This window comes from Acidovorax sp. HMWF029, from assembly GCF_003060895.1.
In the GTDB taxonomy this organism is placed as follows: Bacteria; Pseudomonadota; Gammaproteobacteria; order Burkholderiales; family Burkholderiaceae_C; genus Acidovorax.
On sequence record NZ_QAIH01000074.1, the window covers coordinates 1 to 24,631 of the forward strand.

Annotated in this window: 22 protein-coding genes and 1 riboswitch; of the genes, 12 read left to right on the forward strand and 10 right to left on the reverse strand. The window is 65.8% G+C overall.

Features of this window, described 5'->3' with window-relative positions:
• Positions 1 to 252: RNA-binding protein (locus DBR12_RS04320; protein WP_146185469.1), on the reverse strand; the 252-nt coding region annotated here is incomplete at its 3' end.
• 352 nt (positions 253 to 604) lie between these two features.
• Positions 605 to 1,012, reverse strand: coding sequence for an RNA-binding protein (locus DBR12_RS04330; RefSeq protein WP_108616140.1), 408 nt, complete (start codon positions 1,010 to 1,012; stop codon positions 605 to 607).
• A 244-nt stretch (positions 1,013 to 1,256) separates the two neighbouring features.
• A riboswitch (yybP-ykoY riboswitch) is annotated at positions 1,257 to 1,450 on the forward strand.
• A 5-nt stretch (positions 1,451 to 1,455) separates the two neighbouring features.
• On the opposite strand from DBR12_RS04330, the gene DBR12_RS04335 reads away from it, so the two are divergent.
• The 4 genes from DBR12_RS04335 to DBR12_RS04350 all read left to right on the forward strand — a co-directional run bounded on the left by DBR12_RS04335 (position 1,456) and on the right by DBR12_RS04350 (position 5,346).
• Complete coding sequence (locus tag DBR12_RS04335; RefSeq protein WP_108616121.1) at positions 1,456 to 2,022, forward strand: TMEM165/GDT1 family protein; 567 nt, start codon at positions 1,456 to 1,458, stop codon at positions 2,020 to 2,022.
• Positions 2,023 to 2,265: 243 nt separating this feature from the next.
• The gene (locus DBR12_RS04340; RefSeq protein ID WP_108616122.1) at positions 2,266 to 3,396 is read left to right on the forward strand and encodes a homoserine O-acetyltransferase; all 1,131 of its coding nucleotides are present in this window, start codon (positions 2,266 to 2,268) and stop codon (positions 3,394 to 3,396) included.
• A complete protein-coding gene (metW, locus tag DBR12_RS04345; RefSeq protein WP_108616123.1) occupies positions 3,393 to 3,977 on the forward strand; it encodes a methionine biosynthesis protein MetW in 585 nt (194 codons plus the stop codon). The genes DBR12_RS04340 and metW overlap by 4 nt, the downstream gene beginning before the upstream one ends.
• A gap of 226 nt (positions 3,978 to 4,203) precedes the next feature.
• On the forward strand, positions 4,204 to 5,346 hold the full coding sequence (locus DBR12_RS04350; protein ID WP_108616124.1) for a glycerophosphodiester phosphodiesterase: 1,143 nt from the start codon (positions 4,204 to 4,206) through the stop codon (positions 5,344 to 5,346).
• Here DBR12_RS04350 and DBR12_RS04355 read toward each other — a convergent pair.
• Together DBR12_RS04355 and DBR12_RS04360 are read right to left on the reverse strand one after the other, a co-directional pair.
• Positions 5,315 to 5,962 carry an NAD(P)H-dependent oxidoreductase gene (locus DBR12_RS04355; RefSeq protein ID WP_108616125.1) on the reverse strand — a complete coding sequence of 216 codons (648 nt, stop codon included), beginning with the start codon at positions 5,960 to 5,962 and terminating at the stop codon, positions 5,315 to 5,317. The two genes, DBR12_RS04350 and DBR12_RS04355, sit on opposite strands and share 32 nt — an antisense overlap.
• Positions 5,963 to 6,024: 62 nt before the next feature.
• Complete coding sequence (locus tag DBR12_RS04360; protein ID WP_108616126.1) at positions 6,025 to 6,468, reverse strand: MerR family transcriptional regulator; 444 nt, start codon at positions 6,466 to 6,468, stop codon at positions 6,025 to 6,027.
• A 191-nt stretch (positions 6,469 to 6,659) separates the two neighbouring features.
• On the opposite strand from DBR12_RS04360, the gene otnI reads away from it, so the two are divergent.
• The 5 genes from otnI (at position 6,660) to DBR12_RS04385 (ending at position 13,843) form a co-directional block, all read left to right on the forward strand.
• Complete coding sequence (gene otnI / locus DBR12_RS04365; protein WP_108616127.1) at positions 6,660 to 7,487, forward strand: 2-oxo-tetronate isomerase; 828 nt, start codon at positions 6,660 to 6,662, stop codon at positions 7,485 to 7,487.
• Between the two features lie 170 nt (positions 7,488 to 7,657).
• Positions 7,658 to 9,664 carry a methyl-accepting chemotaxis protein gene (locus tag DBR12_RS04370; protein ID WP_233244296.1) on the forward strand — a complete coding sequence of 669 codons (2,007 nt, stop codon included), beginning with the start codon at positions 7,658 to 7,660 and terminating at the stop codon, positions 9,662 to 9,664.
• A 255-nt stretch (positions 9,665 to 9,919) separates the two neighbouring features.
• Positions 9,920 to 11,161 carry a diguanylate cyclase gene (locus DBR12_RS04375; protein ID WP_108616128.1) on the forward strand — a complete coding sequence of 414 codons (1,242 nt, stop codon included), beginning with the start codon at positions 9,920 to 9,922 and terminating at the stop codon, positions 11,159 to 11,161.
• A 200-nt stretch (positions 11,162 to 11,361) separates the two neighbouring features.
• On the forward strand, positions 11,362 to 12,852 hold the full coding sequence (locus tag DBR12_RS04380) for a M20 family metallopeptidase (protein ID WP_108616129.1): 1,491 nt from the start codon (positions 11,362 to 11,364) through the stop codon (positions 12,850 to 12,852).
• Between the two features lie 118 nt (positions 12,853 to 12,970).
• The gene (locus DBR12_RS04385) at positions 12,971 to 13,843 is read left to right on the forward strand and encodes an alpha/beta hydrolase (RefSeq protein WP_108616130.1); all 873 of its coding nucleotides are present in this window, start codon (positions 12,971 to 12,973) and stop codon (positions 13,841 to 13,843) included.
• Between the two features lie 56 nt (positions 13,844 to 13,899).
• Here DBR12_RS04385 and DBR12_RS04390 read toward each other — a convergent pair whose 3' ends face one another.
• Positions 13,900 to 14,379: a YidB family protein gene (locus tag DBR12_RS04390; protein WP_108616131.1), complete on the reverse strand. Its 480-nt coding sequence runs from the start codon at positions 14,377 to 14,379 to the stop codon at positions 13,900 to 13,902.
• Between the two features lie 298 nt (positions 14,380 to 14,677).
• Positions 14,678 to 15,997 carry a M20/M25/M40 family metallo-hydrolase gene (locus tag DBR12_RS04395; RefSeq protein ID WP_108616132.1) on the reverse strand — a complete coding sequence of 440 codons (1,320 nt, stop codon included), beginning with the start codon at positions 15,995 to 15,997 and terminating at the stop codon, positions 14,678 to 14,680.
• Between the two features lie 210 nt (positions 15,998 to 16,207).
• Between DBR12_RS04395 and DBR12_RS04400 the strand changes: the two genes are divergently transcribed.
• A complete protein-coding gene (locus DBR12_RS04400) occupies positions 16,208 to 17,167 on the forward strand; it encodes a LysR substrate-binding domain-containing protein (RefSeq protein WP_108616133.1) in 960 nt (319 codons plus the stop codon).
• On the opposite strand, the gene DBR12_RS04405 is transcribed toward DBR12_RS04400, so the two are convergent.
• Entirely contained in the window at positions 17,109 to 18,290 is a 1,182-nt protein-coding gene (locus DBR12_RS04405) for an MFS transporter (RefSeq protein WP_108616134.1), read from the reverse strand. The genes DBR12_RS04400 and DBR12_RS04405 overlap by 59 nt on opposite strands.
• A 737-nt stretch (positions 18,291 to 19,027) precedes the next feature.
• Here DBR12_RS04405 and DBR12_RS04410 point away from each other — a divergent pair.
• Positions 19,028 to 20,818 (forward strand): hypothetical protein, encoded by a 1,791-nt coding sequence (locus tag DBR12_RS04410; RefSeq protein WP_108616135.1) that lies wholly within the window; start codon positions 19,028 to 19,030, stop codon positions 20,816 to 20,818.
• 111 nt (positions 20,819 to 20,929) lie between these two features.
• Here DBR12_RS04410 and DBR12_RS04415 read toward each other — a convergent pair whose 3' ends face one another.
• Entirely contained in the window at positions 20,930 to 21,628 is a 699-nt protein-coding gene (locus DBR12_RS04415) for an SOS response-associated peptidase (RefSeq protein WP_108616136.1), read from the reverse strand.
• A gap of 178 nt (positions 21,629 to 21,806) precedes the next feature.
• Here DBR12_RS04415 and DBR12_RS04420 point away from each other — a divergent pair, with 178 nt between their 5' ends.
• Complete coding sequence (locus DBR12_RS04420; RefSeq protein WP_108616137.1) at positions 21,807 to 22,367, forward strand: DUF3617 domain-containing protein; 561 nt, start codon at positions 21,807 to 21,809, stop codon at positions 22,365 to 22,367.
• A gap of 246 nt (positions 22,368 to 22,613) precedes the next feature.
• On the opposite strand, the gene DBR12_RS04425 is transcribed toward DBR12_RS04420, so the two are convergent.
• Positions 22,614 to 23,351, reverse strand: coding sequence for a 16S rRNA (uracil(1498)-N(3))-methyltransferase (locus DBR12_RS04425; protein ID WP_108616138.1), 738 nt, complete (start codon positions 23,349 to 23,351; stop codon positions 22,614 to 22,616).
• A 90-nt stretch (positions 23,352 to 23,441) separates the two neighbouring features.
• Positions 23,442 to 24,584, reverse strand: a complete 1,143-nt coding sequence (locus DBR12_RS04430; RefSeq protein ID WP_108616139.1) for an aminoglycoside phosphotransferase family protein — start codon at positions 24,582 to 24,584, stop codon at positions 23,442 to 23,444.
• Positions 24,585 to 24,631: the final 47 nt, after the last annotated feature.

Sequence of the window (24,631 nt, forward strand, 5' to 3'; positions counted from 1 at the left end):
GGGTTCCATGGGGCGGGCTTCATTGACCACGATGCTGCGACCGCCAAGGGGCTGGCCATTCATGCCGCTGATGGCCGCCTGGGCTTCTGCGTCGCTGCCCATTTCCACAAAGCCAAAGCCTTTGGAACGGCCCGTGTCGCGCTCCATCATGACCTTGGCGCTGGTTACCGCGCCGAATTGGCCAAAAGCCTGCTCCAGATCGCTGTCGCGCACGGAATAAGGCAGGTTGCCGACGTACAGTTTGTTGCCCATCGAGGGACTCCTCAAAAACACATGGATAAAGCGATGGAGTCCCGAAAACGCAGCCAGCTAATCTCAATGACGCTCTCAGCGCGAAACTGACGGATCACCGCAAACTTGGAAGCGAGGAAAAGCCCCGCAAACCCATTATGCGCCACACTTTTGTGGAAAAAGCAAGCGGCAATGTGCTCTGTGGCGCCCATGCTGCGCGGGCCCCAGAAATGGCCCCAGGCTTCGCCACTGCGCATGCCACCGCCTCAGGGAGCTGCGCCCGTTCCGCAGGACGGCACAGCAAGAAAAAAAGGAGCCCGAAGGCTCCTTTTATTTGCCCACTGCAGACACGAATGCCTGCAGAAAGGTCTTTTTAGTAACCGCCGCGACCGCCGCCGTAGCCGCCGCCACCGCCTTCACGGCCACCGCCGTAACCGCCGCCGCCATAGCCACCACCGCCGCCGCTACGGCCACCGCCGTAACCGCCGCCGCCATTGCCACCACCGAAGCCACCGCTACGGGGAGCGCGGGGCTCCATAGGACGGGCTTCGTTGACCACGAGGTCACGGCCGCCAAAGTTTTGACCATGCACGCCTTGGATCGCGGCTTGTGCTTCGGCATCGCTGCCCATTTCGACAAAGCCGAAACCCTTGGAACGGCCGGTGTCGCGTTCCATCATGACCTTGGCGCTGCCCACGGAGCCGAACTGGCTGAAGGTTTGTTCCAGATCTTGATCGCGGAAGGAATAGGGCAGGTTGCCCACGTAGAGTTTGTTGCCCATGAAGGACTCCTGAAAAAACATGAAAACGCGATGGAGCCCGACGCAATCAACAAACCTGTGACGACTTCAAAGACGCGAAACTGACCAATCACCGCTATGTTAGCTGCCCTCTGCAAGCAGAAAAGCGAATCCATTATCAATCACTTTATGGACTGCGTGGGGGTTTATTTCTGGGCCGGGTGCCCCAAAACAGGCGAAGGGCGTGGTTTTGTGGCCAATCTCCGCACAAACCATAGGGTAAAATCCCTGAGTCTTTGGGGAGTAGCCCGCCCGGCTGTGCAATGCGCCGGGGGCATGCGTCAACAAACTTGGGTTCTGTGAACCTATGGCGCATGCGGTTTTTTTGAACTGGGCGAGACCATTGACTGCAAACCGATCCAAATGGCCGGAGTCGGGGTGCAGTCAATGCGTTTTCCACCCATCCGGCCGGATAGGACCCCCACATGGAACCGTTTTTCATCTCCACCGCCATCGTCGCGCTCGCCGAAATGGGCGACAAGACGCAGCTTTTGGCGCTGGTGCTCGCAGCTCGCTTTCGCAAACCCTGGCCCATCGTGCTGGGCATCCTGGTCGCCACCCTGGTCAACCACGGCCTGGCGGGCGCAGTGGGTGCCTGGGTGACCACCTTCCTGGGGCCCCAGGTGCTGCGCTGGATTTTGGGCGCATCGTTCATCGCCATGGCCGTTTGGATGCTGATCCCCGACAAGCTCGATGAAGGCGAAGCCGACGGCTCGCCGCGCTGGGGCGTGTTTGGCACCACGCTGGTGGCGTTCTTCCTGGCCGAGATGGGCGACAAGACCCAGATCGCCACCGTCATGCTGGCCGCCAAATACAACGCTTACCTGTGGGTGGTGGCGGGCACCACGCTGGGCATGATGCTGGCCAATGCGCCGGTGGTCTGGCTGGGCGAGCGCATCACGCGCAAGGTACCCATCCGTGCGGTGCATCTGGTGTCGGCCGCGATTTTTCTGGTGCTGGGGCTGCTGGCGATTTTTTCGTCGGCGGGCTGAGCCGATCGATGAAACGGGCTGGGCGGCGCGGCGCTGCTTTGGTATATTTGCCGCACGCGCCGATTTGCCACAGCTTGCGGGCGCTTTATAAATTCTGCTAAAGACCCGTCCGACATACCTGCCCGGCCTCGTTTTTAGCGACGCCGGGTATTTTTTTGCCAGGGGCCTGCCCCGGCAAAGGCTGCTCTTCAGAGTGCGACGGCGGCGCAAGCGGTGGAACGTGAGGGCTTACCGGTTCCAACTATGTCGTTCATCGCCACACCCCAGTCCATGCATTTCCAGGATGCGCTGCCGCTGCAAAGCGGCGCGTCCATCCGCGACTACCATCTGGCCTACGAAACCTACGGCACCCTCAATGCCGACCGCTCGAACGCCGTGCTCGTGTGCCACGCCCTCAACGCATCCCACCACGTGGCGGGCGTGTATGCCGGGCAGGACAAGAGCGAGGGCTGGTGGGACAACATGATCGGTCCGGGCAAGCCGGTGGACACCGACCGTTTCTTCGTCATCGGCGTGAACAATCTGGGCTCTTGTTTTGGCTCCACCGGGCCCATGCACCACCACCCGGACACCGGCGAGGTGTATGGCGCGGACTTTCCCGTGGTCACGGTGGAAGACTGGGTCAACGCCCAGGCGCGGTTGCTCGACCGTCTGGGCATCCAGCAGCTGGCGGCTGTGTTGGGTGGCAGCCTGGGCGGCATGCAGGCGCTGAGCTGGACGCTGCAGTACCCCGAGCGCATGCGCCACGCCGTGGTGGTGGCCAGCGCGCCCAACCTCACGGCCGAGAACATTGCCTTCAACGAAGTGGCGCGCCGCGCCATCGTGACCGACCCGGACTTCCACGGCGGCCACTTTTACCGCCATGGCGTGATCCCTAAGCGCGGCCTGCGCATTGCCCGCATGATCGGCCACATCACCTACCTCAGCGACGACGTGATGAACGAGAAGTTCGGGCGTCAGCTTCGGGAAGGCCTGGAGTTGAAATACAGCACCCAGGATATTGAATTTCAGATCGAAAGCTACCTGCGCTACCAGGGCGACAAGTTCAGCGACTACTTTGACGCCAACACCTACCTGCTCATCACCCGCGCGCTCGATTACTTCGACCCTGCGCGCACCCACGCAGGCAACCTCACGCGCGCCCTGGCCCGGGCGCAGGCCAGGTTCCTGCTGGTGAGCTTCACCACCGACTGGCGCTTCTCACCTCAGCGCAGCCGCGAGATCGTGAAGGCCCTGCTCGACAACCGCCGCAGCGTGAGCTATGCCGAGATCGACGCGCCCCATGGGCACGATGCCTTTTTGCTCGATGACGCCCGCTACATGAGCGTCATGCGCTCTTATTTCAATAGCATTGCCAAGGAGTTGACAGCATGACGGACACAGCGGCAATGCAAGCCCTGGCGCGCCTGGTGCCCCCCGGCTCGCGCGTGCTCGACCTCGGTTGTGGCAACGGCGCCATGCTTGACTACCTTCAGCGCGAGCGCGGCTGCAGCGGCTATGGCGTGGAGATCGACGACGCCAACGTGCTGGCCTGCGTGCAGCGCGGCGTCGATGTGATCCAGCTCAACCTCGACGAGGGGCTTGCCATGTTCGACGACAACAGCTTTGACGTGGTGCTGCAGATCGACACCCTGCAGCATCTGCGCAATGCCGAGACCATGCTGCGCGAGACGGCGCGTGTGGGGCGCACCGGCGTGGTGGCGTTCCCCAACTTTGCGCACTGGCCCAACCGCTTGTCCATCCTGCGCGGTCGCATGCCCGTCACGCGCCGCCTGCCCTACCAGTGGTATGACACGCCCAACATCCGCGTCGGCACGTACAAGGATTTTGAGGTGTTGGCCACCAAGAACAGCCTGCGCATCCTCGACTCCTTCGGGCTGCAGGATGGGCAGGAAGTGCGCTGGCTGCCCAACGCCCGCGCGGGCACGGCCGTCTTCCACTTCGAACACGCGTAGGCAGGGTACAACCCCCGGAGTCGCTTCGCGCCTTCCCCCTTCTCTCGAACGGCGAGGCCGTTCGGGAAGGGAGACACCGCCAGCGCACGCAAGCGAAGCGCCGCATGTGCAGCTTGGCGGCCCTTGCGCGGCGGTCGCTGGCTGGAGCCATGCGCTTGCGTACGCCATGCGCGCGTCACGCAACCGGGTTATGGTGAGTGGGTAGTAACCCGCTCCCGGACAACACATGCGCTTTGCCCCTCTGAAGATCCTTGCCGCAACCGTTTTGGTCACCTCGGCGCTGGGCGCCGTGGCCCAGGCCTGGCCACCCACTCCCACCGTGATAGCCCACCGAGGCGCTTCGGCCCTGCGGCCCGAGCACACGCTGGCCGCGTACCAGAAGGCCATTGACGATGGCGCCGACATCATCGAGCCCGACCTGGTGATCACCAAGGACGGCGTGCTGGTAGCCCGGCACGAGAACGCCATCGCCATCCTGAACTCCGACGGCTCGGTGAAGGAAGCCACCACCGACGTGGTGGACCGCCCCGAGTTCGCGGGCCGCAAGGCCACCAAGACCATCGACGGCCAGACCATCACCGGTTGGTTCACCGAAGACTTCACACTGGCCGAACTCAAGACCCTGCGCGCCCGCGAGCGCATCCCCGCGCTGCGCCCGGCCAACATGGCCTACAACGGCCAGTTCGAGGTGCCCACCTTGCAGGAAGTCATCGACCTGGCCAAGGCCCAGAGCGCGAAGACGGGCAGGACCATCGGCATCTACCCCGAGACCAAACACCCCACCTACTTCCAGTCCATCGGCCTGCCGCTGGAGGCGCCGCTGCTGGCCGTGCTCGAGAAGAACGGCTGGAACCACAAGGACGCGCCTGTGTTCGTGCAGTCGTTCGAGGTGGCCAACCTGCAGGCGATCCGCAAGCTCAGCAGCGTGCGCCTGGTGCAGCTGGTCGCGCCATCCGGTCGGCCCTATGACTTTGTGGCCCAGGGCGCGGCCAACACGCGCGGCTATGCCGACCTGATCACGCCCGACGGCCTCAAGCAGGTGGCCACCTACGCCAACGCCATCGGCCCGTTCAAGACCCTTGTGGTGCCGGTGAAGGACGGTGTGCCCGGCGAGCCCACGCCGCTGGTCGCTCAGGCCCACGCCGCAGGGCTGGCCGTGCACATCTGGACGCTGCGGCCTGAAAACGCCTTCCTGCCCGCCGGGCTCAAGAAGGCGCCCGCCGCCGATGGCACCGTGCGCGGCGACAGCGTGGCCGAGATCACGGCCTACCTGCGCGCAGGCATCGACGGATTCTTCACCGACGACTCGGCAGTGGGCCGTGCCGCGGTGCAGGCCTTCACTGCAAAGGCGATGGCGGCGACGAAGTAACCGGCGCCGGGCGCGGCTTGCCCGGCGCGGCGCGCGCCCCCTGGCGCTGCCCCAGCTGCCGCGCCTTCTCCACCCACTGCGCCAGCCGCTCGGCACTGGCGCTGCGCACCGGGCCAAAGCTGTGCACCCGCACCGGGCGGATGCCGCAGAACTCCAGGATGGCCTTTTTCATCTGGTGGTGCCCGGGCATGCGCGTGATCCAGCGGAAGTACCAGGGCGGCGAATCCATGGTCACCAGCAGCTCGGCCGAGCGGCCTGCCAGCAGCTTGTCCCACAGCGACGAGCCCTGGCGGTACTTGAACGCGTAGCCGGGCAGAAACGTGCGGTCGATAAAACCCTTGAGCAGCGCGGGCATGGCGCCCCACCAGATGGGGTAGACCCACACCAGGTGGTCCGCCCAGGTGATGTCGGCCTGCGCGGCCAGCAGGTCGGGCTCCAGCGGCTGCGCTGCGCCATAGCTCTGGAACAGGGGGTTGAACGCGAGCTGCCCCAGGTCCAGAAAGCGCACTTCTGCGCCCGCTTGCAGCGCGCCCTCGGCATACGCGCGTGCCATGCCGGCGCACAGGCTCTCGGCGGCGGGGTGGCCCAAGAGGACCAGGATGTGTTGTTTTGCCACGGAATCTCCATCACACAGAAGTTGTTGATGGAGGCATGCTCACCTTGCCCCACGGGGCAGAGTCAAGCGGTCCGGTCAATAGAAAGCGATGGGGTGCGCGGCCGTGCCGGGGCTGCCAGTGCGGCGGGCGCCACGCAGGCCTGGGGCGTGGCGGGCACGGCCAGCGTGTCACAGGTGTGCAGCTCGGCCTCCAGCAGGGCCAGCTGGGCGTCCAGCGCGGCCAGGCGCGCCAGCTCCTGCGCTACGGCGGCGCGGCGCCGGGCCACCAGCTGCGCCATGCGCTCCCAGCCCGCAGTGGTGTCGATGTGGGGCAGGCCATCGAGCTCCGCCAGCCGAAAGCCCAGCGCCTGCGCCTGGCGAATCAGCAAAACGCGCGCCACATCGGCCTCGCCATAGTGGCGGTAGCTGCCCGCACGCGCCACGGCGCCCATCAGGCCCCGTGCTTCGTACAGGCGGATGGCCTTGGGCGTGGTGCCTGTGCGGCGGGCGAGCTCTCCGATGCGCATGGTGGGCGGGCGTTTTGCGGGTTGAGTACGATGCTATTAAATGTATAGCTATAAAGGCGTATCCATCGCGCGGAGACGGCCTTTTTTGCTTGTATTTTGGTGCGTTACGCGAGGGCGTGCGCGCTGTGCAGGATAAGCTGCAGGGTTCTCCTTGCGTTCCTTGTTGTCTTGCGCCCCTGCCCCCGCCTGCCATGCCCCAGTTTGCCGCCAACCTGAGCCTGATGTACCCCGAGCTGCCCTTCCTGGACCGCTTTGCCGCCGCCGCGCGCGACCGGTTCACGGCGGTGGAGTGCCAGTTTCCTTACGCTTTCGCACCCGCCGAAATGGCCGCGCGGCTGGCGGACCACGGCCTGCAGCTGGTGCTGATGAATGCCCCGGCCGGTGGCGCCGACCGCGCCGCCATGGCCACTGCCTGGGAGCAAGGCGCGCGGGGCACGGCCGCGCTGCCCGGGCGCGAGGCTGAGTTCCGCGCGGGCGTTCAAGAGGCGCTGCGCTATGCCGAGGCGCTGGATTGCCCGCACATCCACGTGCTCTCGGGCATCGTGCCGCCGGGGGTTGAGCGTGAATCGCTCAAGGACCTGTGCGCGGGCAATCTGCGCTGGGCGGCCGACGCGGCGGCGCGCGCAGGGCGCAAGGTGTTGATAGAACCCATCAACCTGCGCGACGTGCCGCGTTATTTTTTGAATCGCCAGGATCATGCCCACGAGCTGCTCGACGCCGTGCAGGCCGACAACCTCCAGGTGCAGATGGATCTGTACCACTGCCAGATCGTCGAGGGCGACGTGGCCACCAAGTTGCAGCGCTACCTGCCCACAGGCCGCGTGGCGCATGTCCAGATCGCTGGTGTGCCTGGCCGCCACGAGCCCGACCGGGGTGAGCTGCACTACCCGTTCCTGTTCGAGACGCTGGACGCGCTGGGCTACAGCGGCTGGGTGGGGTGTGAATACCGCCCGGCGGCCGACACCTCGGCCGGTCTGGCGTGGCGGGACCGGGCGCTGGCGGCTTCTGCAGGGCGCTGATCCCACGCAGAGCACCTCTAAGCGCAATCGCCCTGCGCCTCCAGTCCGCGCAATTGCGTAAGGGAATGCGTGAATAAATGTAACAAGACTCTGGCCGTAGATTCAGAGCAGACCGGTCCAGCCGGCTTCGTGCATTCGGCATTCGTATTCACTCGCAGGAGACATTCCCAATGGCAGCATCCCTTGCCAACAACCGTTCCGTCGCGCGGCAGGTCACGCTGGCCGCCATTGGTCTGGTGGCCCTGGTGCTTGTGCTGGTGGGGCTGGCGATTGCGGTGCTGACCGAGCGCAGCACCCGTGCCCAGGTGGTAGCCAGCGTGGGTGATACGGCGCAGAGCGTGGCGCAGTCGCTGGATGCGGCCGACAACACCAACCGCGAGCTGGTGCAGCTCACCATGAAGGGCTTCCAGCGCTACTTCGAGGCCACCATGCAGCTCGACGAGGCCTCGGGCGAACTGCGCAGCTACGGCGCGCTGGTCAACGAGGACTACGGCTCGGTCGACAAATTCGCCAACGAAACCGGCGGCATCGCCACGGTGTTCGCCAAGAAGGGCGACGACTTCATCCGCATCACCACCTCGGTCAAGAACGACAAGGGCGAGCGCCAGCAGGGCACACCGCTGGGCAAGGACGACCCGGCCTATGCCACGGTGTCCAAGGGTGAGCCCTACACGGGCGTGACCTCGGTCGCAGGCAAGCCCTACATGGGGCACTACCTGCCCGCCAAGGACGCCTCGGGCAAGGTGATTGCGCTGCTGTTCATCGGCAACGACATCAGCGTGTTCCACACCATGCTGCAAAAGCAGGTCACGCAGACCAAATTTTTCGAGCACGGCGGCACCTACGTGATTAACCCCGGCACCTCTCTCGACAAGGCGGTGTTTGTGTACCACCCCACGGCGCGCGGCAAGCGCGTGCTGGAGGCCTACCCGCAGGCGCGTCCCTTCTTCGAAACGCTGGCCGCGTCGCAAGACGGCTTTGTGCGCGAGGCCGCCCCCGTGCTGGGCGCAGGCGCCACGGACCCCTGGGCGCTGGTGCGCAAAACCGGTGGCGGGTGGTGGGTGGTGGCCGAGGTGGCCGACGGCGAGGCCATGGCCAGCCAGCGCCGTGTGACGCTGGCCGTGTGGGGCATGATGGCCGTGGCTGTGGTGCTGCTGGCCATTGGCCTGTTTGTGATGCTGCGCCGGGGTGTGAGCCGCCCGCTGCAGGGGCTGACCCAGGCCATCACCCTGGTGGCGCAGGGAGATTTGACGGAAGAATTCCGCACCACGCGGCGTGACGAGATCGGTGCGCTGGTGCAGGAGGTCGAGGGCATGCGCCAGCGCTACACGCAGATGCTGCAGCAGGTGCGCACGGCGGTGGACAGCATCACCACCGCCAGCGCCGAGATCGCCAGCGGCAACCAGGATCTGTCGGCCCGCACCGAGGCCACGGCCAGCAGCCTGGCACAGACCGCGCAGAGCATGGACCAGCTCACGGCCACCGTGCGCCAGTCGGCCGACGCCGCGCGCCAGGCCAACCAGCTGGCCAGCACCGCTGCTGCCGTGGCTGCGCGCGGCGGCCAGGTGGTGGGCGAGGTGGTCACCACCATGGGCGACATCAACCAGAGTTCGCGCAAGATCGCGGACATCATCGGTGTGATCGATTCGATTGCGTTCCAGACCAACATCCTGGCACTCAACGCTGCGGTAGAAGCTGCCCGCGCAGGCGAACAAGGCCGAGGTTTTGCCGTGGTGGCCAGCGAGGTGCGCAACCTCGCCGGTCGCTCTGCCTCTGCCGCGCGCGAGATCAAGGCGCTCATCGGCGCCTCGGTGGAGCGGGTGGAATCGGGCGCGCGCCTGGTGCAGAACGCCGGTAGCACCATGGACGAGATCGTGGGCTCCGTCAAACGCGTGGGTGACATCATTGGCGAGATCACGGCCGCCTCGGGCGAGCAGTCCGATGGCATTGGCCAGGTCAACACCGCCGTAAACCAGCTCGACCAGATGACCCAGCAAAACGCCGCGCTGGTGGAGCAGTCGGCTGCCGCCGCTCAAAGCCTGCGCGATCAGGCCACCCGGCTGGCGGGGGCGGTCGGGGTGTTCAGGCTCTTGGGGGGTGGCGAAGCAGCCCCCGTGTTGTCACGCGCCGCCACCCGGACTGCCCTGGTCGCGCCACCCGAGCCCGCTGAGCACTGAGCACTCAGCACGGCACTGCCGGGGCGTGTCACTGCATCTGGGCAATGTGCGCAGTGCGCCTGCGGTGCGGTGCCCCGGGGCAATCCGGCGTTGGGTGTGATTGGCGGGCCTTCCGGGCGCAAATTCCGGTTCAGGCAACGCTGAACAATCCCCCTCGTGGACAGCCCATCCCTATCCAGGGTCCGCCACATCGCGGAGACTGACTCAGCGCCGCTCAAGTCCGCTATTCTGTTGGCTTGTCATTTGTTGTCCACGATGCCGTCTTTTCCCGCTGATGTACCGACGCTGTTCGCGGTTGTGATCCTGACGTCGCTGTCCATGGCCGCAGGGATTGCGGTGGTGGGTTGGAGCCGCCACAACGATGGCCTGCGCTGGTGGTCCCTGGCGCTGCTGCTCAACGCGGCGGCCTATGCCTTGTTTTCACTGCGTGGGCGCATCCCGGACAGCCTCTCGGTGCTCACCGCCAACCTGATGTTGGGCGCTGTGTTTGTCTGCATGCAGATGGCCGTGCGGCAGTTTCATGGGCTGCGCATGCCTTGGCGCGCAATCGCGGCGCTGATGGGTATTTTGCTGTTGTCCTTGCTCATTTTTCAGCAGGACTTCGTTGCCCGCGTGATCGCAGTGAGCCTGGTGCTGGGGGCGTTCGCTACATGGACACTGTGGGATCTGGTGTCCGAGAAGCGCCGTCGGGTGGGTCGGGGCGCGTGGCTGCTCGCTGCAGCACTGGCTTTTCAGGGCGTTGTCTTTGTGATCCGTGTGGTGATGGTGCTTCAGATGGACGGGGAGCCCAGGCTGGACCGCATGCTGACTGCGGGGGGCGGACAGACGCTCACGTTTTTCACTGCATTTCTGGTGGTGCTGCTCGGTTCGGTGGGGTTTGTGTTCATGTCGCGCGACCGGGCTGACGAGAGCAACCGCGTTCTCGCCGCACAGGACCCTCTCACCGGCGTGGCCAACCGCCGTTCGCTCATTGCCGCATTGGACCGTGATATGGCCCGAGCGCTGCGCATGCGCGAGCCCATGGCCTTGATGATGGTGGACGTCGACCACTTCAAGGGCGTGAATGACCGCTATGGCCATCCGGTGGGCGACCGCGTGTTGTGCGGTGTGGCCGACGTGCTTCGCCAGCGTTTGCGCGCGCAGGACCTGGTGGGCCGCTATGGGGGCGAAGAGTTCATGGTGCTTCTGCCCGACACGGGCCTGAGGGGCGCCGAACAGCTCGCGCGCGAGCTGTGCAAGGCGGTCGAGGACTTGCACTGCCCCATCGACGGCATGCCAGGCCCAGGCATTGCGGTCACAGTCAGCATTGGCGTGTTTGGCGGGCCCCTGGAGTCGGCGGACAGCTGGGACATGCTGATTGCCGCCGCCGACCGCGCGCTGTACCAGGCCAAGAAAAACGGCCGCAACCGCGTCGAGGTGGTCACGGGCCTGCGGCGCCCCAGCGCCCAGTTGGCGAACCAGATCAGTCCCGAGACCCAGCCCGGTTCATTGTTATGACTGGCGCCGAGAAACAGGACTTGGAAACAGGACACAGAAACAGCCCCCGGAAGGAGTGCACTGGCTGGTGGCGCATTCCCGGGTGCAGCGGGTGCTGCATCCCGAGTTGCGCAAGTGCTCTCTTTGTGGAGCCATGGCGCCCGGCGGGGGGTTGTGTTGGAATGGCGAATTGATCATCTTTCGCCTTCAGGAGCTCCACCATGAACGCCCGCGTGCCCTCCCAAGTCCTTCAGCCTGAGCTTGCGCTGCAGCGCGTCAGCCAAGCCTGGGACAACGACATTGTTCGCCAGCTCACCGACTACATCGCTATTCCCGCCAAGTCGCCCATGTTCTCGCCCGACTGGGCCGCGCAGGGTTTGCTGGACACCGTGGTGCGCAACGCCGCCTCCTGGGTCGAATCGCAAAAGGTCGAAGGCCTCAAGCTCGAAGTCGTGCGCCTCGAAGGCCGCACCCCCGTGCTGTTCTTTGAAATCGACGCCACACAGGCCGGCGCCACCGACACCGTGCTCATGTACGGCCACCTCGACAAGCAGCCCGAATTCAGCGGCTGGCGCAACGACCTGGGCCCTTGGACCCCCAAATACGAAGACGGCAAGCTTTATGGCCGTGGCGGCGCCGACGACGGCTATGCGGTCTACGCCAGCATCGCCGCTGTGCAGGAGTTGAAGCGCCAGAACGTGCCCCACCCCCGCATCGTCGGCCTGATCGAAACCTGCGAGGAAAGCGGCTCGCGCGACCTGCTGCCCTACATCGAGGCCCTCAAGCCCCGCATGGGCAATGTGGAGCTGGTGGTGTGCCTGGACTCGGGCGCGGGCAACTACGACCAGTTGTGGCTCACCACCAGCCTGCGCGGCATGGCCACCGGCACGCTCAAGGTTGAAATCCTCACCGAAGGCATCCACTCGGGTGACGCCTCGGGCCTGGTGCCCTCGTCGTTTCGCATCATGCGCCAGGTGCTCGACCGCCTCGAAGACAGCGCCACCGGCCGCCTGCTGCCTGCCAGCTTCCACTGCGAGGTGCCCGCCGACCGCCTGGCCCAGGCCCGCGCCACGGCCGCCATCCTGGGCGAAGAGGTGTACCGGCGCTTTCCGTGGGCGCATTACGACTGCGGCGGCTCCACCACCTTTGCGCTGCCCACCACCACCGACCCGGTGCAGGCCCTGCTCAAGCGCACCTGGGAGCCCACGCTCAGCGTGACCGGCGCCGAAGGCTTCCCGGCCCTGCAGGATGCAGGCAACGTGCTGCGCCCCTACACCGCCTTCAAGCTCAGCCTGCGCCTGCCGCCCCTGGTGGATGCTGCCCAGGCGGTGCAGGAACTCAAGTCCTTGCTGGAAGACAACGCGCCCTACCAGGCTAAGGTCACGTTCCAGGGCACGAGCGGCGCCACGGGCTGGAACGCGCCCAGCACCACGCCCTGGTTCGAGCAGGCGCTCAACGATGCGTCGCAGGCCCACTTCGGCGCTCCCTGCGGCTACATCGGCCAGGGCGGCACCATCCCGCTCATGAACATGCTCAGCGAGGGCTTCCCCACCGCGCAGATGATGGTCTGCGGCGTGCTGGGCCCCAAGAGCAATGCCCACGGCCCCAACGAATTCCTGCATGTGCCCTATGCCAAGAAGCTCACCGCTGCCGTGGCGCAGGTGATTGCGGGCATGGCGCAGCACCAGGCGGCCGCTGCTGCGGCAGTCTGACCGGCGCGGGTTGCGCTTCCGAACCCTGTGGTGGGGCAGCATCGCCTGCCCCTTTTTCATTGGGCTTTGGAGGCCTGCCGGGTATGCTGCGTGCCATCCCCTGACAGCCCTGCTGCCCATGAACGCTGACGCACTAACCCCTTCGACCCTCACCTCCTTCACCGCCAGCGACGGCGAGAACCTGGCCGTGCAGGACTGGCCCCTGCCAGAAGGCGAACCCTGTCGGGGCACCGTGCTGCTGGTGCATGGCCTGGGCGAGCATGTGGGCCGCTACGACCATGTGGCGCGCAGGCTGAACGACTGGGGGTTTGCCGTGCGCGGCTACGATCACTATGGCCATGGCGAGTCCGCCGGGCCGCGCGGGGGGCTCACCAGGGACTTGCGTTTGCTGGATGATCTGGCCGACCTGGTGGACGCTACCCGCGCCCGCATGCCCCAAGGCCAGCCCCTGGTGCTGCTTGGCCACAGCATGGGCGGGCTGGTCGCCGCGCGGTTTGCGGCCATGCACCTGAGGCCCATCGATGCGCTGGTGCTGTCATCTCCCGCGCTGGACCCGGGCCTGAACGCCGTGCAAAAACTGCTGCTGGCCACGCTGCCCCGCATCGCGCCGAACCTGCGCGTGGGCAACGGGCTCGATGCGCAATACCTCTCGCACGACCCGGCCGTGCCCGCCGCCTACCTGGCCGACCCGCTGTGCCACGACCGCATCAGCGCGCGCCTGGCCCGCTTCATCGCCGACGGAGGCCCCGCCACCGTGGCCCGCGCTGCGCACTGGAGTGTGCCCACGCTGCTGATCTGGGCGGGCAGCGACAAACTGGTCAACCCCGCAGGTAGCCGCGCCTTTGCCGCCGCCGCGCCCAAGGCCCTGGTGCAGTCGCACTGTTTCGAGCCGCTGTACCACGAGCTGTTCAACGAAAGCCCCGAGCTGGCCGAGCCCGTGTTCGACCTGCTGCGCCAGTGGCTGGTGCGGCGCTGCCCGCTGGCGCAGTGATCAAAAAAATGAGGAAAAAAGGGCTTTTGCGCGCATCCATCAAGCGTTGATTGCTATTATTTTTGAAGCAATCCGCCCAGCATTCCGAACAGGTCGTTGGCATTGCCAAACCCGCCTTGGGGCGCATGGCCCTGGGGGCTGAGCTGGTCCACCAGGCCCGGCAGCACCTGGGCCAGCTGGCCCGCAGCGACGCCCGGGCCCACGCCCAGTTGCGACGCGATCTGCGACAGCGGGCCGCTGCCCAGTACGTTGGACAGCTGCTCGCCCGAGATCGCCTGGTTGGGCCCCGTGCTCAGCCATGAGGCAATCACATTGCCCAGCCCCGCTTGCTGAAACCTGGCCATCAGCCCCGGCAGGCCGCCCACCGGGCCGTCGTTGCTGATCAGGGACATCACGGCCTGCACCAGCTGCGGGTTTTGCGCAGCCAGGCTGATCAAACCACCTAGGCCGCCTGCTGCGCCACCTGCCGAAGCCTGTGCGCCGCCCTGCGACACGTTGTTGATGACGGCACCCAAGACGGAATCGAGCAAGCCCATGGTGATCTCCTGCGCAAGAAAAACAAAAGAGAGATCGTAAACACGTTCTTACGCAGTCGGGCGGGCGCCCTGTGTCAACAAAGGTGAATTCCGCGCTCCCTCGCTCTGCGCGTTGCCTGCGCAGTGCCCCGCCTTCGACAGGCTCTGCCCGAACGGTTCGGGGGTGGCGCAGCAATGAGCGGTCGCTGCGCTCACACGCGCCAAGACAGGCTCCTAGGCCAGTGCCACCGCGCAAGGGCCGCCCCGCCGCGCTGGTGGCGTCCCCCTTTGGGGGAAGCGGCGAAGCCGCTCAGGGGGGCTACTTTCCTCGGCGCTTCTCCAGCAGCGGCTCGCTCACCCCCCGTACACCGACCAGACCCAGCACGGTCATCAGCGAGGTCTGCGCGCCCTGCCAGGCGTCGGTCAGGTCGATCCACTCGGACAGCGCGTGAAAGCCGCCCGTCTTGCCGCCGCCGCCCATCACGATGGCCGGGATGCCCAGCGACATGGGTACGTTGGCATCGGTGCTGGCCCCGCCCAGGACCGTCTTGCGGCCATGGGCTCGGTTGGCGCGCACAGCAGCCTGCACGATGAGTGCGTCGGACGCAGTCTGCCCGCCCGGGCGGTCGCCGATCAGCTTGTGCGACACGCTGAGCGACTGCACGCCCCAGCGCTGGTTCTCTTCGGTCACGGCCTCGTCGATGGCGGCGAGGATCTTCTTTTCGGTCTCCAGCAGCGGTGCCATCGCATCAGAGCGGATGTCCACCGCCATCCGAGCATCGGGCGCAATCGTGTTCACCGAGGTGCCGCCGCCCACCGTGCCCACGGTGAAGGTGGTCTTGGGGTAGCTGGGGGTTTTGATGTCTGCGATCTTGGCAATGGCGCGGCCCATGCCGTGGATGGCACTGGGCACGCGGCCAAACGCGGCATAGCTGTGGCCGCCCGGGCCCTTGAAGGTGACCTCGTAGCGGTGGCTGCCCGTGCCCAGCACCAGCACGTTGCCGTCGGCGGCGGGCTCCAGGGCCACCATGCCGTCGATGTCGCGGTGCTCGGCAAACAGGTGCTTCATGCCGCGCAGGTTGCCCAGTTCTTCCTCGCCCACATTGCCCACAAACAGCAGGTCACCCACGGTCTCGATCTTCTGCTCGTTCAGCACCTTGAGCCACGACAGCAGCACGGCCAGGCTGCGGGTGTTGTCCGAAATGCCGGGGGCCATCAGCTTGCCGTCATGCTCCTTCACCTTCACGTCGGTGCCAGCAGGGAACACCGTGTCCAGGTGGGCCGAGATCACCAGCTTGGGCCCTTTGCCCGTGCCTTTGCGCAGCCCCACCACATTGCCTTCGGCGTCGATGGATGCGTGGGTCAGGCCCAGTGCCTGCAGTCGCGCCAAAAAGGCCTCGGCGCGTTTTTGCTCCTTGAAGGGCGGCGCCTCGATCTCGGTGAGCATCTTCAGGTCGTCGATGGAGCGGTTGTGGTCGGCGCGCACCGCGTCCATCAGCTGGGTGATGCGCGGCGAGGCCTGCAGGCGGGTGAACGCGGCTTCCACGGCGGGGCTGAGCTGCTCGGGCGCCGACGCCACGGCGCTCTGGGCCGCGACAGGGGCTGCCCAACTGGCAGCGGCCAGGGCAATGGCGCACAGCGCGTGGGTGGCTTGGGGCGGCGGAGGCGGGAGGAGGTGAATGTCATGGAGCAGAAGGGCAAAGCAAAAGCAACAACGAAAGGCACAGCACCTCGCCGTGGGCGCGGAGCTTGCATGCCCCCCATCGTCGCGCGAGTGCGCCGCGCCCGCTTTGCTTTAATTTGGTGGGCTGACAGTTTTTCTTACACCCCCGCTTTGCCTGCCCCTTCCATGCACCGTCACATTCCCAGCACCCGAGCCCTCCTGGCCTTCGAGGCCGTGGCCCGCCACCACAGCGTGAGCCAGGCGGCCGAGGAGCTGTGCATCACGCACAGCGCCGTCAGCCAGCAGATCCGCCACCTGGAGGCCCAGCTGGGCGTGTTGCTCTTTGAGCGCAGCGCGCGCGGCTCGCGCCTCACGTCCGCCGGGCGGCGCTACCACAGCCAGGTGGTGGGCGACCTGCTGCGGCTGCAGAACCACACGCTCGAAGCCATGGCCCAGCGGCCCGACGGCACGCGGCTGCTGGTGGGCTGCGTGCCCGTGTTTGCCGAGCGCTGGCTGCTGCCGCGTCTGCCCGCCTTTCTGGCCCGGCACCGGCACTGCAGCCTGCACCTGCAAGTGTTTCCCACGCAGACCTACATGTCCGAGCTGCCGTTTGATCTGGCAGTGCAGTACGACGACGCGAGCTGGCCCGGCGCTGAGGCCACCCCGCTCATGCGCGAAGTGGTGGTGGCCGTGTGCGCGCCCGGTGCGCGCCACCGGCGGGCCATGGCGCGCGGTGACTTCCGCGTCGTGCCGCTGCTGCAGCTCAGTTCGCGTCTGGGCGCCTGGGACGACTGGTTTGCGCGCGCAGGCATCACCCGCGTTCCGGAGCACCGGCTGGGCGGCCACCGGTTCGACCTGTTCTCCATGCTGGTAGAGGCCGTGCGTGCCGACATGGGCGTGGGTCTTGTGCCGCAGTATTTTGTACAGCGCGAGCTGGACGCAGGCACCCTGGCCCTGGCCCACCCGCATGCCGACACGGGCGCCCGGGGCTACAGCCTGTTCATGCCACCCGCGCGCGAGCCCGACCCCATGGTGGTCGCCTTCATGCAGTGGCTGCAGGCCGAGGTGGCGGCCTCGGGCGCAGGCGTCACACCGTCGCCGCGCGGCGGCGCTGCAGCGCCAGCCACAGCAGCGCCAGCCCGGTGAGGGTGATGGGCACCAGCGACCCGGCGTTGAGCAGCGTCCAGCCCTGCGTGGTGACCAGCACGCCGGATGAAAACGCACTCAGCGCCAGCGTGGCGTACACGCAGAAGTTAATGGCTGCCTGGGCGCGGTCTTTCTCTTCGGGGCGGTAGGCGGTCATCGCCAGCGTGGTGGAGCCGGTGAACAGGAAGTTCCAGCCCACACCCAGGAAGAACAGCGCAATGCCGAAGTGGTGCAGCTCCAGGCCCATCAGCGCCACGGCCACGCAGGCAAAGTTCAGCAGCACCCCCGTGCCCATGACGGGCAGCACGCCAAAGCGCTTGATGAGGTGGCCGGTGACAAAGCCGGGCGCGAACATGCCGATCACATGCCACTCCAGCACCAGCGCCGAGGCGTCGAAGTCAAAGCCGCACACCTGCATGGCCAGTGGCGTGGCGGCCATCAGCAGGTTCATCACGCCGTAGCCCAGCGCGGCGCCCACAATGGCCACGATGAAGGCGGGCTGGCGCATCAGCACGGTGAGGGGGCGCCCCTGCTCGCGCTGGCCCGCTGCGTTGAGCACCACGGGTTGCGCCTCGAAGCGGATGGCCGACATGCACAGCATGGACAGCAGTGCCACGCCGATCAGCGCGATGTACGCGCCCGCAAACGGCACCGGGAACAGCGTGCGCGTGGCGCTGGCCAGGTTGGGGCCCGCCACCGCGCCCAGCAGGCCACCGGCCAGCACCAGCGATACGGCCTTTTCACGGTAGTCCGGCGTGGCCAGTTCGGCTGCGGCAAAGCGGTACAGCCCGCCGTTGGCGCTGTAGTAGCCCGCCACCACCGTGGCCGCGCACAGCAGCCAGAAGCTGGCACTGAACGCTGCCCAGGCACACAGCGTGGCCGACACCACGGCCACGGCCAGCCCGATCTGGAACGACACCTTGCGCCCCCACCGCGCCTGGCTGTGCGCTACCAGCGGGGTGGACAGTGCCCCGCCCACCACATAGCCCATCACCGGCAGCGTGGCCATCCAGCCAAACGGGGCCAGTTGCAGGCCCACCAGGCCGTTGATGGCGATGAAGACGACGTTGTTGGTGAGGAAAAGGCCTTGGCACAGGGCCAGTAGCCAGAGGTTACGGTTCATCGATGGTAGTGCGTCAGGGGGCGCTTGAAGGGCTGAGGTTGGGTAGCGGGTCTGCTTCGAATCCGGCCCCAAAAATGCTGCCATTGTGCGCTTGCTGTGCTCGGCACAAGCCGATGCAGTTCCCGGCCACAGCGTCCTACGTGCTGAGGGCGGGAGCGCGTGGACGGGCGCGACCTGCCGGTGGATGCCGGTGACGCTGCAGCAGACCGACGTCCCACGCATCCAGGCCTTGCCCGTTGAAGGCAAGGCCGCCGTTGGTGGGCCCATCAGGTGCGCCTGTGCGTGTGTCATCGACTATCTGGACTTTGCCTCACCCTTGAGCGGTTCGGGCGGCTGTGCCGTGTGCGGGACTGGGGGTTGTGAGGCGTAGTCTGTAACGTACTCGTAAGCGCTTGATCTGCGCCCATTTTGAGCGTGGCGTGGGCCACCCAGGGTACATGTGATCACTCTCAGGGATTGCACCCAGCGACTTTCTCTTCGAGCGGTCGCAGGTAGTGGGCCAGAGGGCGCGGTCTGGGCATTGGGCGGTCACCGCAAGCCGCTCGCTGGAAGGATGTAGTGGCCCTCGCTCAACAGTGCCGCACGGTCATGGATAGTTGCCCTAGGCCCTGACGTACAACGTACAACACGGCATTCGATTTTCTCGCTGCCCTTGCATGTATCGTCGAATCTTGTGCGCAGGTGGCCCGAGAATCGCAGAGACCCTTTCGCTTTTCACCCATCGAAATACTTCAGCCATGTCTTCCATCTATATCGCGCTCAAACTCGTGTGTGCAGACGCGGGGGCGGCAAAGCAACTCAGAGACATGCTCGCCGCAGCCGGACCGGAGTTTCTTCGAAGCTCGTCTCATATCGCAGCCGTGTTCGCAAGCGCAGAAGGCCCGACGCCGATCCGTGTTGATGGTGTGAGTTCAAGGGGCGATGTTGTGTCGTTCGACTATCAGGACCCTGCGCAGCAGGGTTCGTTAACGCCGGATCAACTGCTGGCGTGGCAGGGCTCAGGCGTCGCTTTTTTGCAGTATGACTTCTGTGACACCCAGACAGACTATCGTGTGACGGAGTATTACCACGGGTTGACGGAAATCTCTGCGAAAGAGTTCAAAGCCCGTGCGGTTTCGTCAGAGGTGCCCGATGCAAAGAAGGTGGTGACGCTGACCAAACAAGGGGCTGATACGAAAGTGGCGCAGGCCATTCAGCGGGGCGTGGACATCAACGCGATGGTTGCAGGCTTTCCACTGTACGTACACGTGATTCGTGCACCCTATCCGCTGCCGTTGGCGATGGCGGCGCTGGCGAAAAGAGCGATTGACTGGCGGCTGAGCACCCACGACGCACACCGGTACGTTGCAGGCTTCCTGGAGTTTCCGGCCGCCAAGATCGGGGGCATGCTGCAAGCGATGCTTCGTGCGGCTGGCCCTGATTTGCCTGCCTTGATGCGGCAGGAGTCGATATGGCATCTGCTGCTGGTCGTGCCGGAAGCCATGGCGTGGGTATGCCAGCAAGATGGTCTTGATCTGGATGCTCCGCTGCAACACGCATCGCTGACGGATGAGCCGTTTGGACGTCTTCGTTCACACTCGCTGATCACACGTGAGCCCTGCAACTGCGGCAGCATCATGCACCACATCAACGTGGCGGATTCGGTGTTTTATGACGAGCTTGCGAGAAGCGTGAACAGAGTTCGCGGCAATTTCCAGTCCACGGAGATCGATCGCAGCATCGCTCTGTTGAAGCAACGCGGTGCGAAAGCAGTTCCTCCACTGCAACAGTCGTTGGCGCAGCGGCTGATGGGTTATCTGCAAGACAGTGAAGACTCTGTGAGCTTGCCGCAGTTGTTGGACATGGGTTTGTCCTTGACATCCGTACTGCCCGGCGGAGAGCACCCGTTGGCTATGGCTGCACAGTACCCGCCCAGCTGGGAAGCCAAGCTATGCAAGATCAATGAATTGTTGAATGCGGGTGCGGCGACTGATGCTTGGAGCAGCCACGACGGGTTCCGGTCCACAGTGCTGAAGTACGTTTTCGACGCGGAGTTCCGCTTGGCGTCTCTCCCCGCCGATCCAAGCCAGACAGCCCGGAAATTTTCTGCGGGTGTGCATACCGACCAGGTGCTGAAGCTATTGACCCATCCGTTGAAACATGGTCTGGATGTGTCGCAGCCGTTCAAGCTCTATCTGTGGCAAGGCCGCAACCACCTGACTTTCCGCGGTAGCTTGCTGGGAGCCATCGCCTTGCTGCTGTGTGGAAGACACAGCGAGCTGCGACCCTGGTGTGTGCCAATGGTCCGGTTGCTGCTGGCGCACGGCGCTTCAGGTGCTGATGAGGCAGAGACTGTCGACGCATCGAAGCAGGTGTTTGCTTCATATGGGGCATTGCAGCTGACCGGGCGCTGGCAAGCGGTGGTCGGCCCGTTCAAGAGAACGGCCAAAGCCTCCGTACTGGAACGTTTAATGCACCGACAAACATCCGAGGGCGAAGACGCCATCGACACCCAGGTGATTGAACTGCTGCAAGCTCGGCACGCCTGATGGGGGCGGAAGGCGAGTCAGTCAGCGGATCAAGAGGGCTGGAACCCTCGCACTTGTGTGACGGTGGGCCCCCTGCGTGCAGTTCCAATACCCAGCGCACCTGCGCCAAACTCACCCCAGCCACCCCTTGGGCACCTTGTCCGCCTTCTTCTCCACCGGGTTGGCCGTGAGCCACTGGGGCGCGTACTGCCGCATGAACTCCTTGGCCTTGTCAGGCCGGGCCGAAAGCCAGGCGTCATACGCGCCTTCGTTCAGGATCGCGGGCATGTTCTTCTCGCTGCCCGGAGGGCCGTAGCGCTGCAGCAGCGCGTGGTTGTTGGCGTTCACTGTGAGCAGGCAGTAGCTCACGATCACCTCACCGTCAGCGCCTTGCCAGCGTGCCCACAGGCCCGCCACGCCCATGGGCTTGCCGTCCACGCGGGCGATGCGGGTGGGCACGGCCTTGCCGGTGCGCCAGTCGTCTTCAAAAAATGCCTGCATGGGCACGATGCAGCGCTGGCCGTTCAGCCATGCGTCGCGGAACGCGGTGCCGGTGGAGGCCAGGTCCGACTTGGCATGGGCGAGCTTGGGCGCGCGCAGCTTGGCGTCGGATGCCGACTTGACCCAGTGCGGCACCAGGCCCCATTGCGCTGGCACCAGCATGCGCTGCGCGTCGCCACCGCTGGCTTCGTCCGCCGCCGGTGCGGACACGATGCAGGCCCCGGGTTTGCGCGGGCGCAGGTGGCGCTCCAGCGGGGTGTCGGGTGGTGCCACGGCAAAGGCCTCGCGGTAGCTGTCGGCGGGGTGCAGGGTTTCGTAGTGGGTGGCCATGGTGTGATGGTAGCGGGTGGTCGCTGTTTTTATGAATAAAAATCGGCCTTTCCGCGCATCTGGTAAAGGTTTTTAGCTATGAAAAGCGTAGTTGACTGCAGGGGCTGCGGTACTTGGCAGCGCGGTGCGGCTTGGAGATACTGGCTTTCTCCCTTCACCCCACCCTGGAAGACACACCATGCCCCACCCCGCCATCGCCCTGACCACGGCCCTGTTGTTGACCGCGGCGTTGGCGTGCGCCCACGCCCAGGTGCAAAAAATGCGCCCCGGCCTGTGGGAACACAGCGTGGTCATGAAAAGTCAGAGCGGCGAGATGGAGGCCGCCATGGCACAGATGCAGAAGTCCATGGCCAGCATGACGCCCGCGCAGCGCAAGCAGATGGAGCAGATGCTCGCGCAGCAGGGTGTGGCCATGGGCCCGGGTGGCAACACCACCACGTTGAAGGTGTGCATCAGCTCCGAGCAGGCCGACCTGGACCGCATACCGCCGCAGGAAGGCTGCACGCAGACCGTGAACCGTACCGGGCCAAACTCGATGGCCATGCGTTTCAGCTGCAAGGGCGCGCAGGGCCAGCCGCCCACCACGGGCGAGGGCACCATGACCTTCAACGGCCCCACGGCCTACTCGGGCCAGTTCAAGGTCAACACCACCACCAATGGCAAGTCCGACCAGCTTGACATGGCGCAGACCGGCAAGTGGCTGGCCGCCGACTGCGGCGCGCTCAAGCCCGTGCGTTGAGCGGGCCAGCACATCGGAGTCGCGCACGTTGGCGCGCAACGTGCCTGCGAAGGCCTGCAGTGCGCGGTCGCATAGCGCCAGGGATGCTCTTCAGGCATCGAGCGGAAAGTGTGCGCTGCGGACCGCTATGGGCTGCAAGGCGTCCAGCGCAGCAATAGCCGTGGCGTAGCTATTGCGAGCATTTACTACGTGGCAGCCCCCCGAGACCGCAGATGCACGCGACGCGATGGCCCGTGGGGAGCATCCCTACAGCAGCGTGAGCGCCGCAAGAGCCGCCAGGGGGGCGGTTTCGGCGCGCAGCACGCGGGGGCCCAGTGTGATGGGGGCAAAGCCATGCAACAGGGCCAGTTCTTCTTCGGCGCTGCTGAGCCCGCCCTCAGGGCCGGAGAGGAACAGCACGGGGCCGGTCGGGGTCGCCGCCCGCAGCAGCGGGGCCGTGCCCGAGCGCAGCGACAGCAGCAGGCGCTGCGCGGCCCCGGGCTCGGTGGCAGAGGCCGCCCCTGTCAGCGTTCGGGCCCAGCCCGCCAGGTCGATGGCATCGTGCACCACGGGCACGCGGTTGCGGCCACATTGTTCGCATGCAGCCACGGCGACGGCCTGCCAGTGGGCGATCTTCTTGTCGGCGCGTTCGCCCTTGAGCTTGAGCACACTGCGCTCGGCCACCAGCGGGGTGATGCTGGCCACACCGAGTTCGGTGGCTTTTTCCACGAGCCAGTCCATGCGGTCGTTGGCGGTGATGCCCGCGAGCAGGTGCACGGCGCGTGGTGCCTCGCGCTCGGTGGCGTGGTGCGCGCCCACCCGCACCAGCACATCGCTGCGGCCCATTTTCAGCACGGTGGCCTCGAACTCACCCCCTTCGCCGTTGAAGAGCGTCAGCGTATCGCCGGGCTGCAGGCGCAGCACCTGCACATGGCGCGCGGCGCCGGGGGGCAGTTCGATCTCGGCGCCCGTGGCCAGCGGAGCGGGGCAGTGGAAACGGGGCATTTGCTATGTTTTTGATAGCTTTCTGCGCATGATGGTCGCGCGCAGAGGGCCTTTTTTGATCATATTTTGGTTGCAGGGTGGTGTGCCAGCCTACATGCGGCCGTAGGCAAAGCCCACCATGGGCTCGGTGCCTTCGATCTGGTCGAGCATCTTGAGCAGCGGGCCCAGCTGGCGGTAGCGGTTGGCGGTGGCGCGGATGTAGGCCATGAACCGTGGCGCGTCGGCCAGGTACTTGGGCTTGCCGTCGCGCAGCGTCAGGCGCGCAAAAATGCCCGCGACCTTGAGGTGGCGCTGCAGGCCCATCCACTCCACCGCGCGGTAGAACTCGCCAAAGTCATCACCCCAGCCGCTGGCGCTGTTGGCACCCAGCAAGCCGGCCTTGCGTGCTTTCTCCCAGTAACGCACGGTGATGTCGATGATGAATTCCTCTTCCCAGCTGATGAACGCGTCACGCAGCAGGCTGGCGATGTCGTAGGTGATGGGGCCGTAGACCGCGTCCTGGAAGTCCAGCACGCCCAGGGGGGCGCCTGCTTCTACAGGTGCCATCAGGTTGCGGGTCATGAAGTCGCGGTGCACATAGACGCTGGGGGCGGCCAGGTTGTGCGCCACGATGGCATCAAAGGCGCTGCTCAAGGTCGCCTGTTGCTTGTCATCCAGCGTGACGCTGCGGTGTTTGGCCAGGTACCAGTCGGGGAACAGCGCCAGCTCGCGGCGCAACAAGGCCTCGTCGTACGCGGGCAGCACGCCGGGGGTGGATGCTTTTTGCCACTGCAGCAACACATCGGTAGCTTGCACGTACCAGGCATGGGCGTCCTGGGGCTTTTCGGCGTTCAGCCGCTCGATCACGGTCTGGTGGCCCAGGTCGGTCAGAAGCATGAAGCCGGTGGGCTCGTCCCAGGCCAGGATCTGCGGCACGTTCAGCCCGGCGGCGGCCATCAGGCCTTGCACCTGCACAAAGGGCTTGCAGTTTTCCTTGTCGGGCGGGGCATCCATCACGATGTGGCTGATGCCCGTGGCGGTGTCGATGCGCAGGTAGCGGCGGAAGCTGGCATCGGCCGAGGCGGGGCGCAGGGTCGCGGGCAGCAGTTGTCGAGGGCCCACCAGGGGGGCCAGCCAGGCTTCGAAGGCCGCTTTGCGGGCGTCGTCGGGCCAGGTCACGGGGGGCAAGGTGGTGGCGGCAGCGGCCGCGCCCAGGGGCGCACCGGCGGGTGATGGGGGGAAGGGGTGGCTCATGGATAATCCGATTTTAAAACCCGCTTTGGGCACGCGCCCCCGCAGAG

Bases quoted from the DNA above. Each gene is read 5' to 3' on its own strand.
- DBR12_RS04390 (WP_108616131.1), bottom strand. From the start codon at position 14,379: ATGGGCTTGCTCGATTCCGTCTTGGGTGCCGTCATCAACAACGTGTCG.
- otnI (WP_108616127.1), top strand. From the start codon at position 6,660: ATGCCCCAGTTTGCCGCCAACCTGAGCCTGATGTACCCCGAGCTGCCC.
- DBR12_RS04385 (WP_108616130.1), top strand. From the start codon at position 12,971: ATGAACGCTGACGCACTAACCCCTTCGACCCTCACCTCCTTCACCGCC.
- DBR12_RS04415 (WP_108616136.1), bottom strand. From the start codon at position 21,628: ATGGCCACCCACTACGAAACCCTGCACCCCGCCGACAGCTACCGCGAG.
- DBR12_RS04340 (WP_108616122.1), top strand. From the start codon at position 2,266: ATGTCGTTCATCGCCACACCCCAGTCCATGCATTTCCAGGATGCGCTG.
- DBR12_RS04360 (WP_108616126.1), bottom strand. From the start codon at position 6,468: ATGCGCATCGGAGAGCTCGCCCGCCGCACAGGCACCACGCCCAAGGCC.
- DBR12_RS04380 (WP_108616129.1), top strand. From the start codon at position 11,362: ATGAACGCCCGCGTGCCCTCCCAAGTCCTTCAGCCTGAGCTTGCGCTG.
- DBR12_RS04375 (WP_108616128.1), top strand. From the start codon at position 9,920: ATGCCGTCTTTTCCCGCTGATGTACCGACGCTGTTCGCGGTTGTGATC.
- DBR12_RS04420 (WP_108616137.1), top strand. From the start codon at position 21,807: ATGCCCCACCCCGCCATCGCCCTGACCACGGCCCTGTTGTTGACCGCG.
- DBR12_RS04335 (WP_108616121.1), top strand. From the start codon at position 1,456: ATGGAACCGTTTTTCATCTCCACCGCCATCGTCGCGCTCGCCGAAATG.
- DBR12_RS04430 (WP_108616139.1), bottom strand. From the start codon at position 24,584: ATGAGCCACCCCTTCCCCCCATCACCCGCCGGTGCGCCCCTGGGCGCG.
- DBR12_RS04350 (WP_108616124.1), top strand. From the start codon at position 4,204: ATGCGCTTTGCCCCTCTGAAGATCCTTGCCGCAACCGTTTTGGTCACC.
- DBR12_RS04400 (WP_108616133.1), top strand. From the start codon at position 16,208: ATGCACCGTCACATTCCCAGCACCCGAGCCCTCCTGGCCTTCGAGGCC.
- DBR12_RS04425 (WP_108616138.1), bottom strand. From the start codon at position 23,351: ATGCCCCGTTTCCACTGCCCCGCTCCGCTGGCCACGGGCGCCGAGATC.
- DBR12_RS04330 (WP_108616140.1), bottom strand. From the start codon at position 1,012: ATGGGCAACAAACTCTACGTGGGCAACCTGCCCTATTCCTTCCGCGAT.
- DBR12_RS04410 (WP_108616135.1), top strand. From the start codon at position 19,028: ATGTCTTCCATCTATATCGCGCTCAAACTCGTGTGTGCAGACGCGGGG.
- DBR12_RS04405 (WP_108616134.1), bottom strand. From the start codon at position 18,290: ATGAACCGTAACCTCTGGCTACTGGCCCTGTGCCAAGGCCTTTTCCTC.
- DBR12_RS04370 (WP_233244296.1), top strand. From the start codon at position 7,658: ATGGCAGCATCCCTTGCCAACAACCGTTCCGTCGCGCGGCAGGTCACG.
- metW (WP_108616123.1), top strand. From the start codon at position 3,393: ATGACGGACACAGCGGCAATGCAAGCCCTGGCGCGCCTGGTGCCCCCC.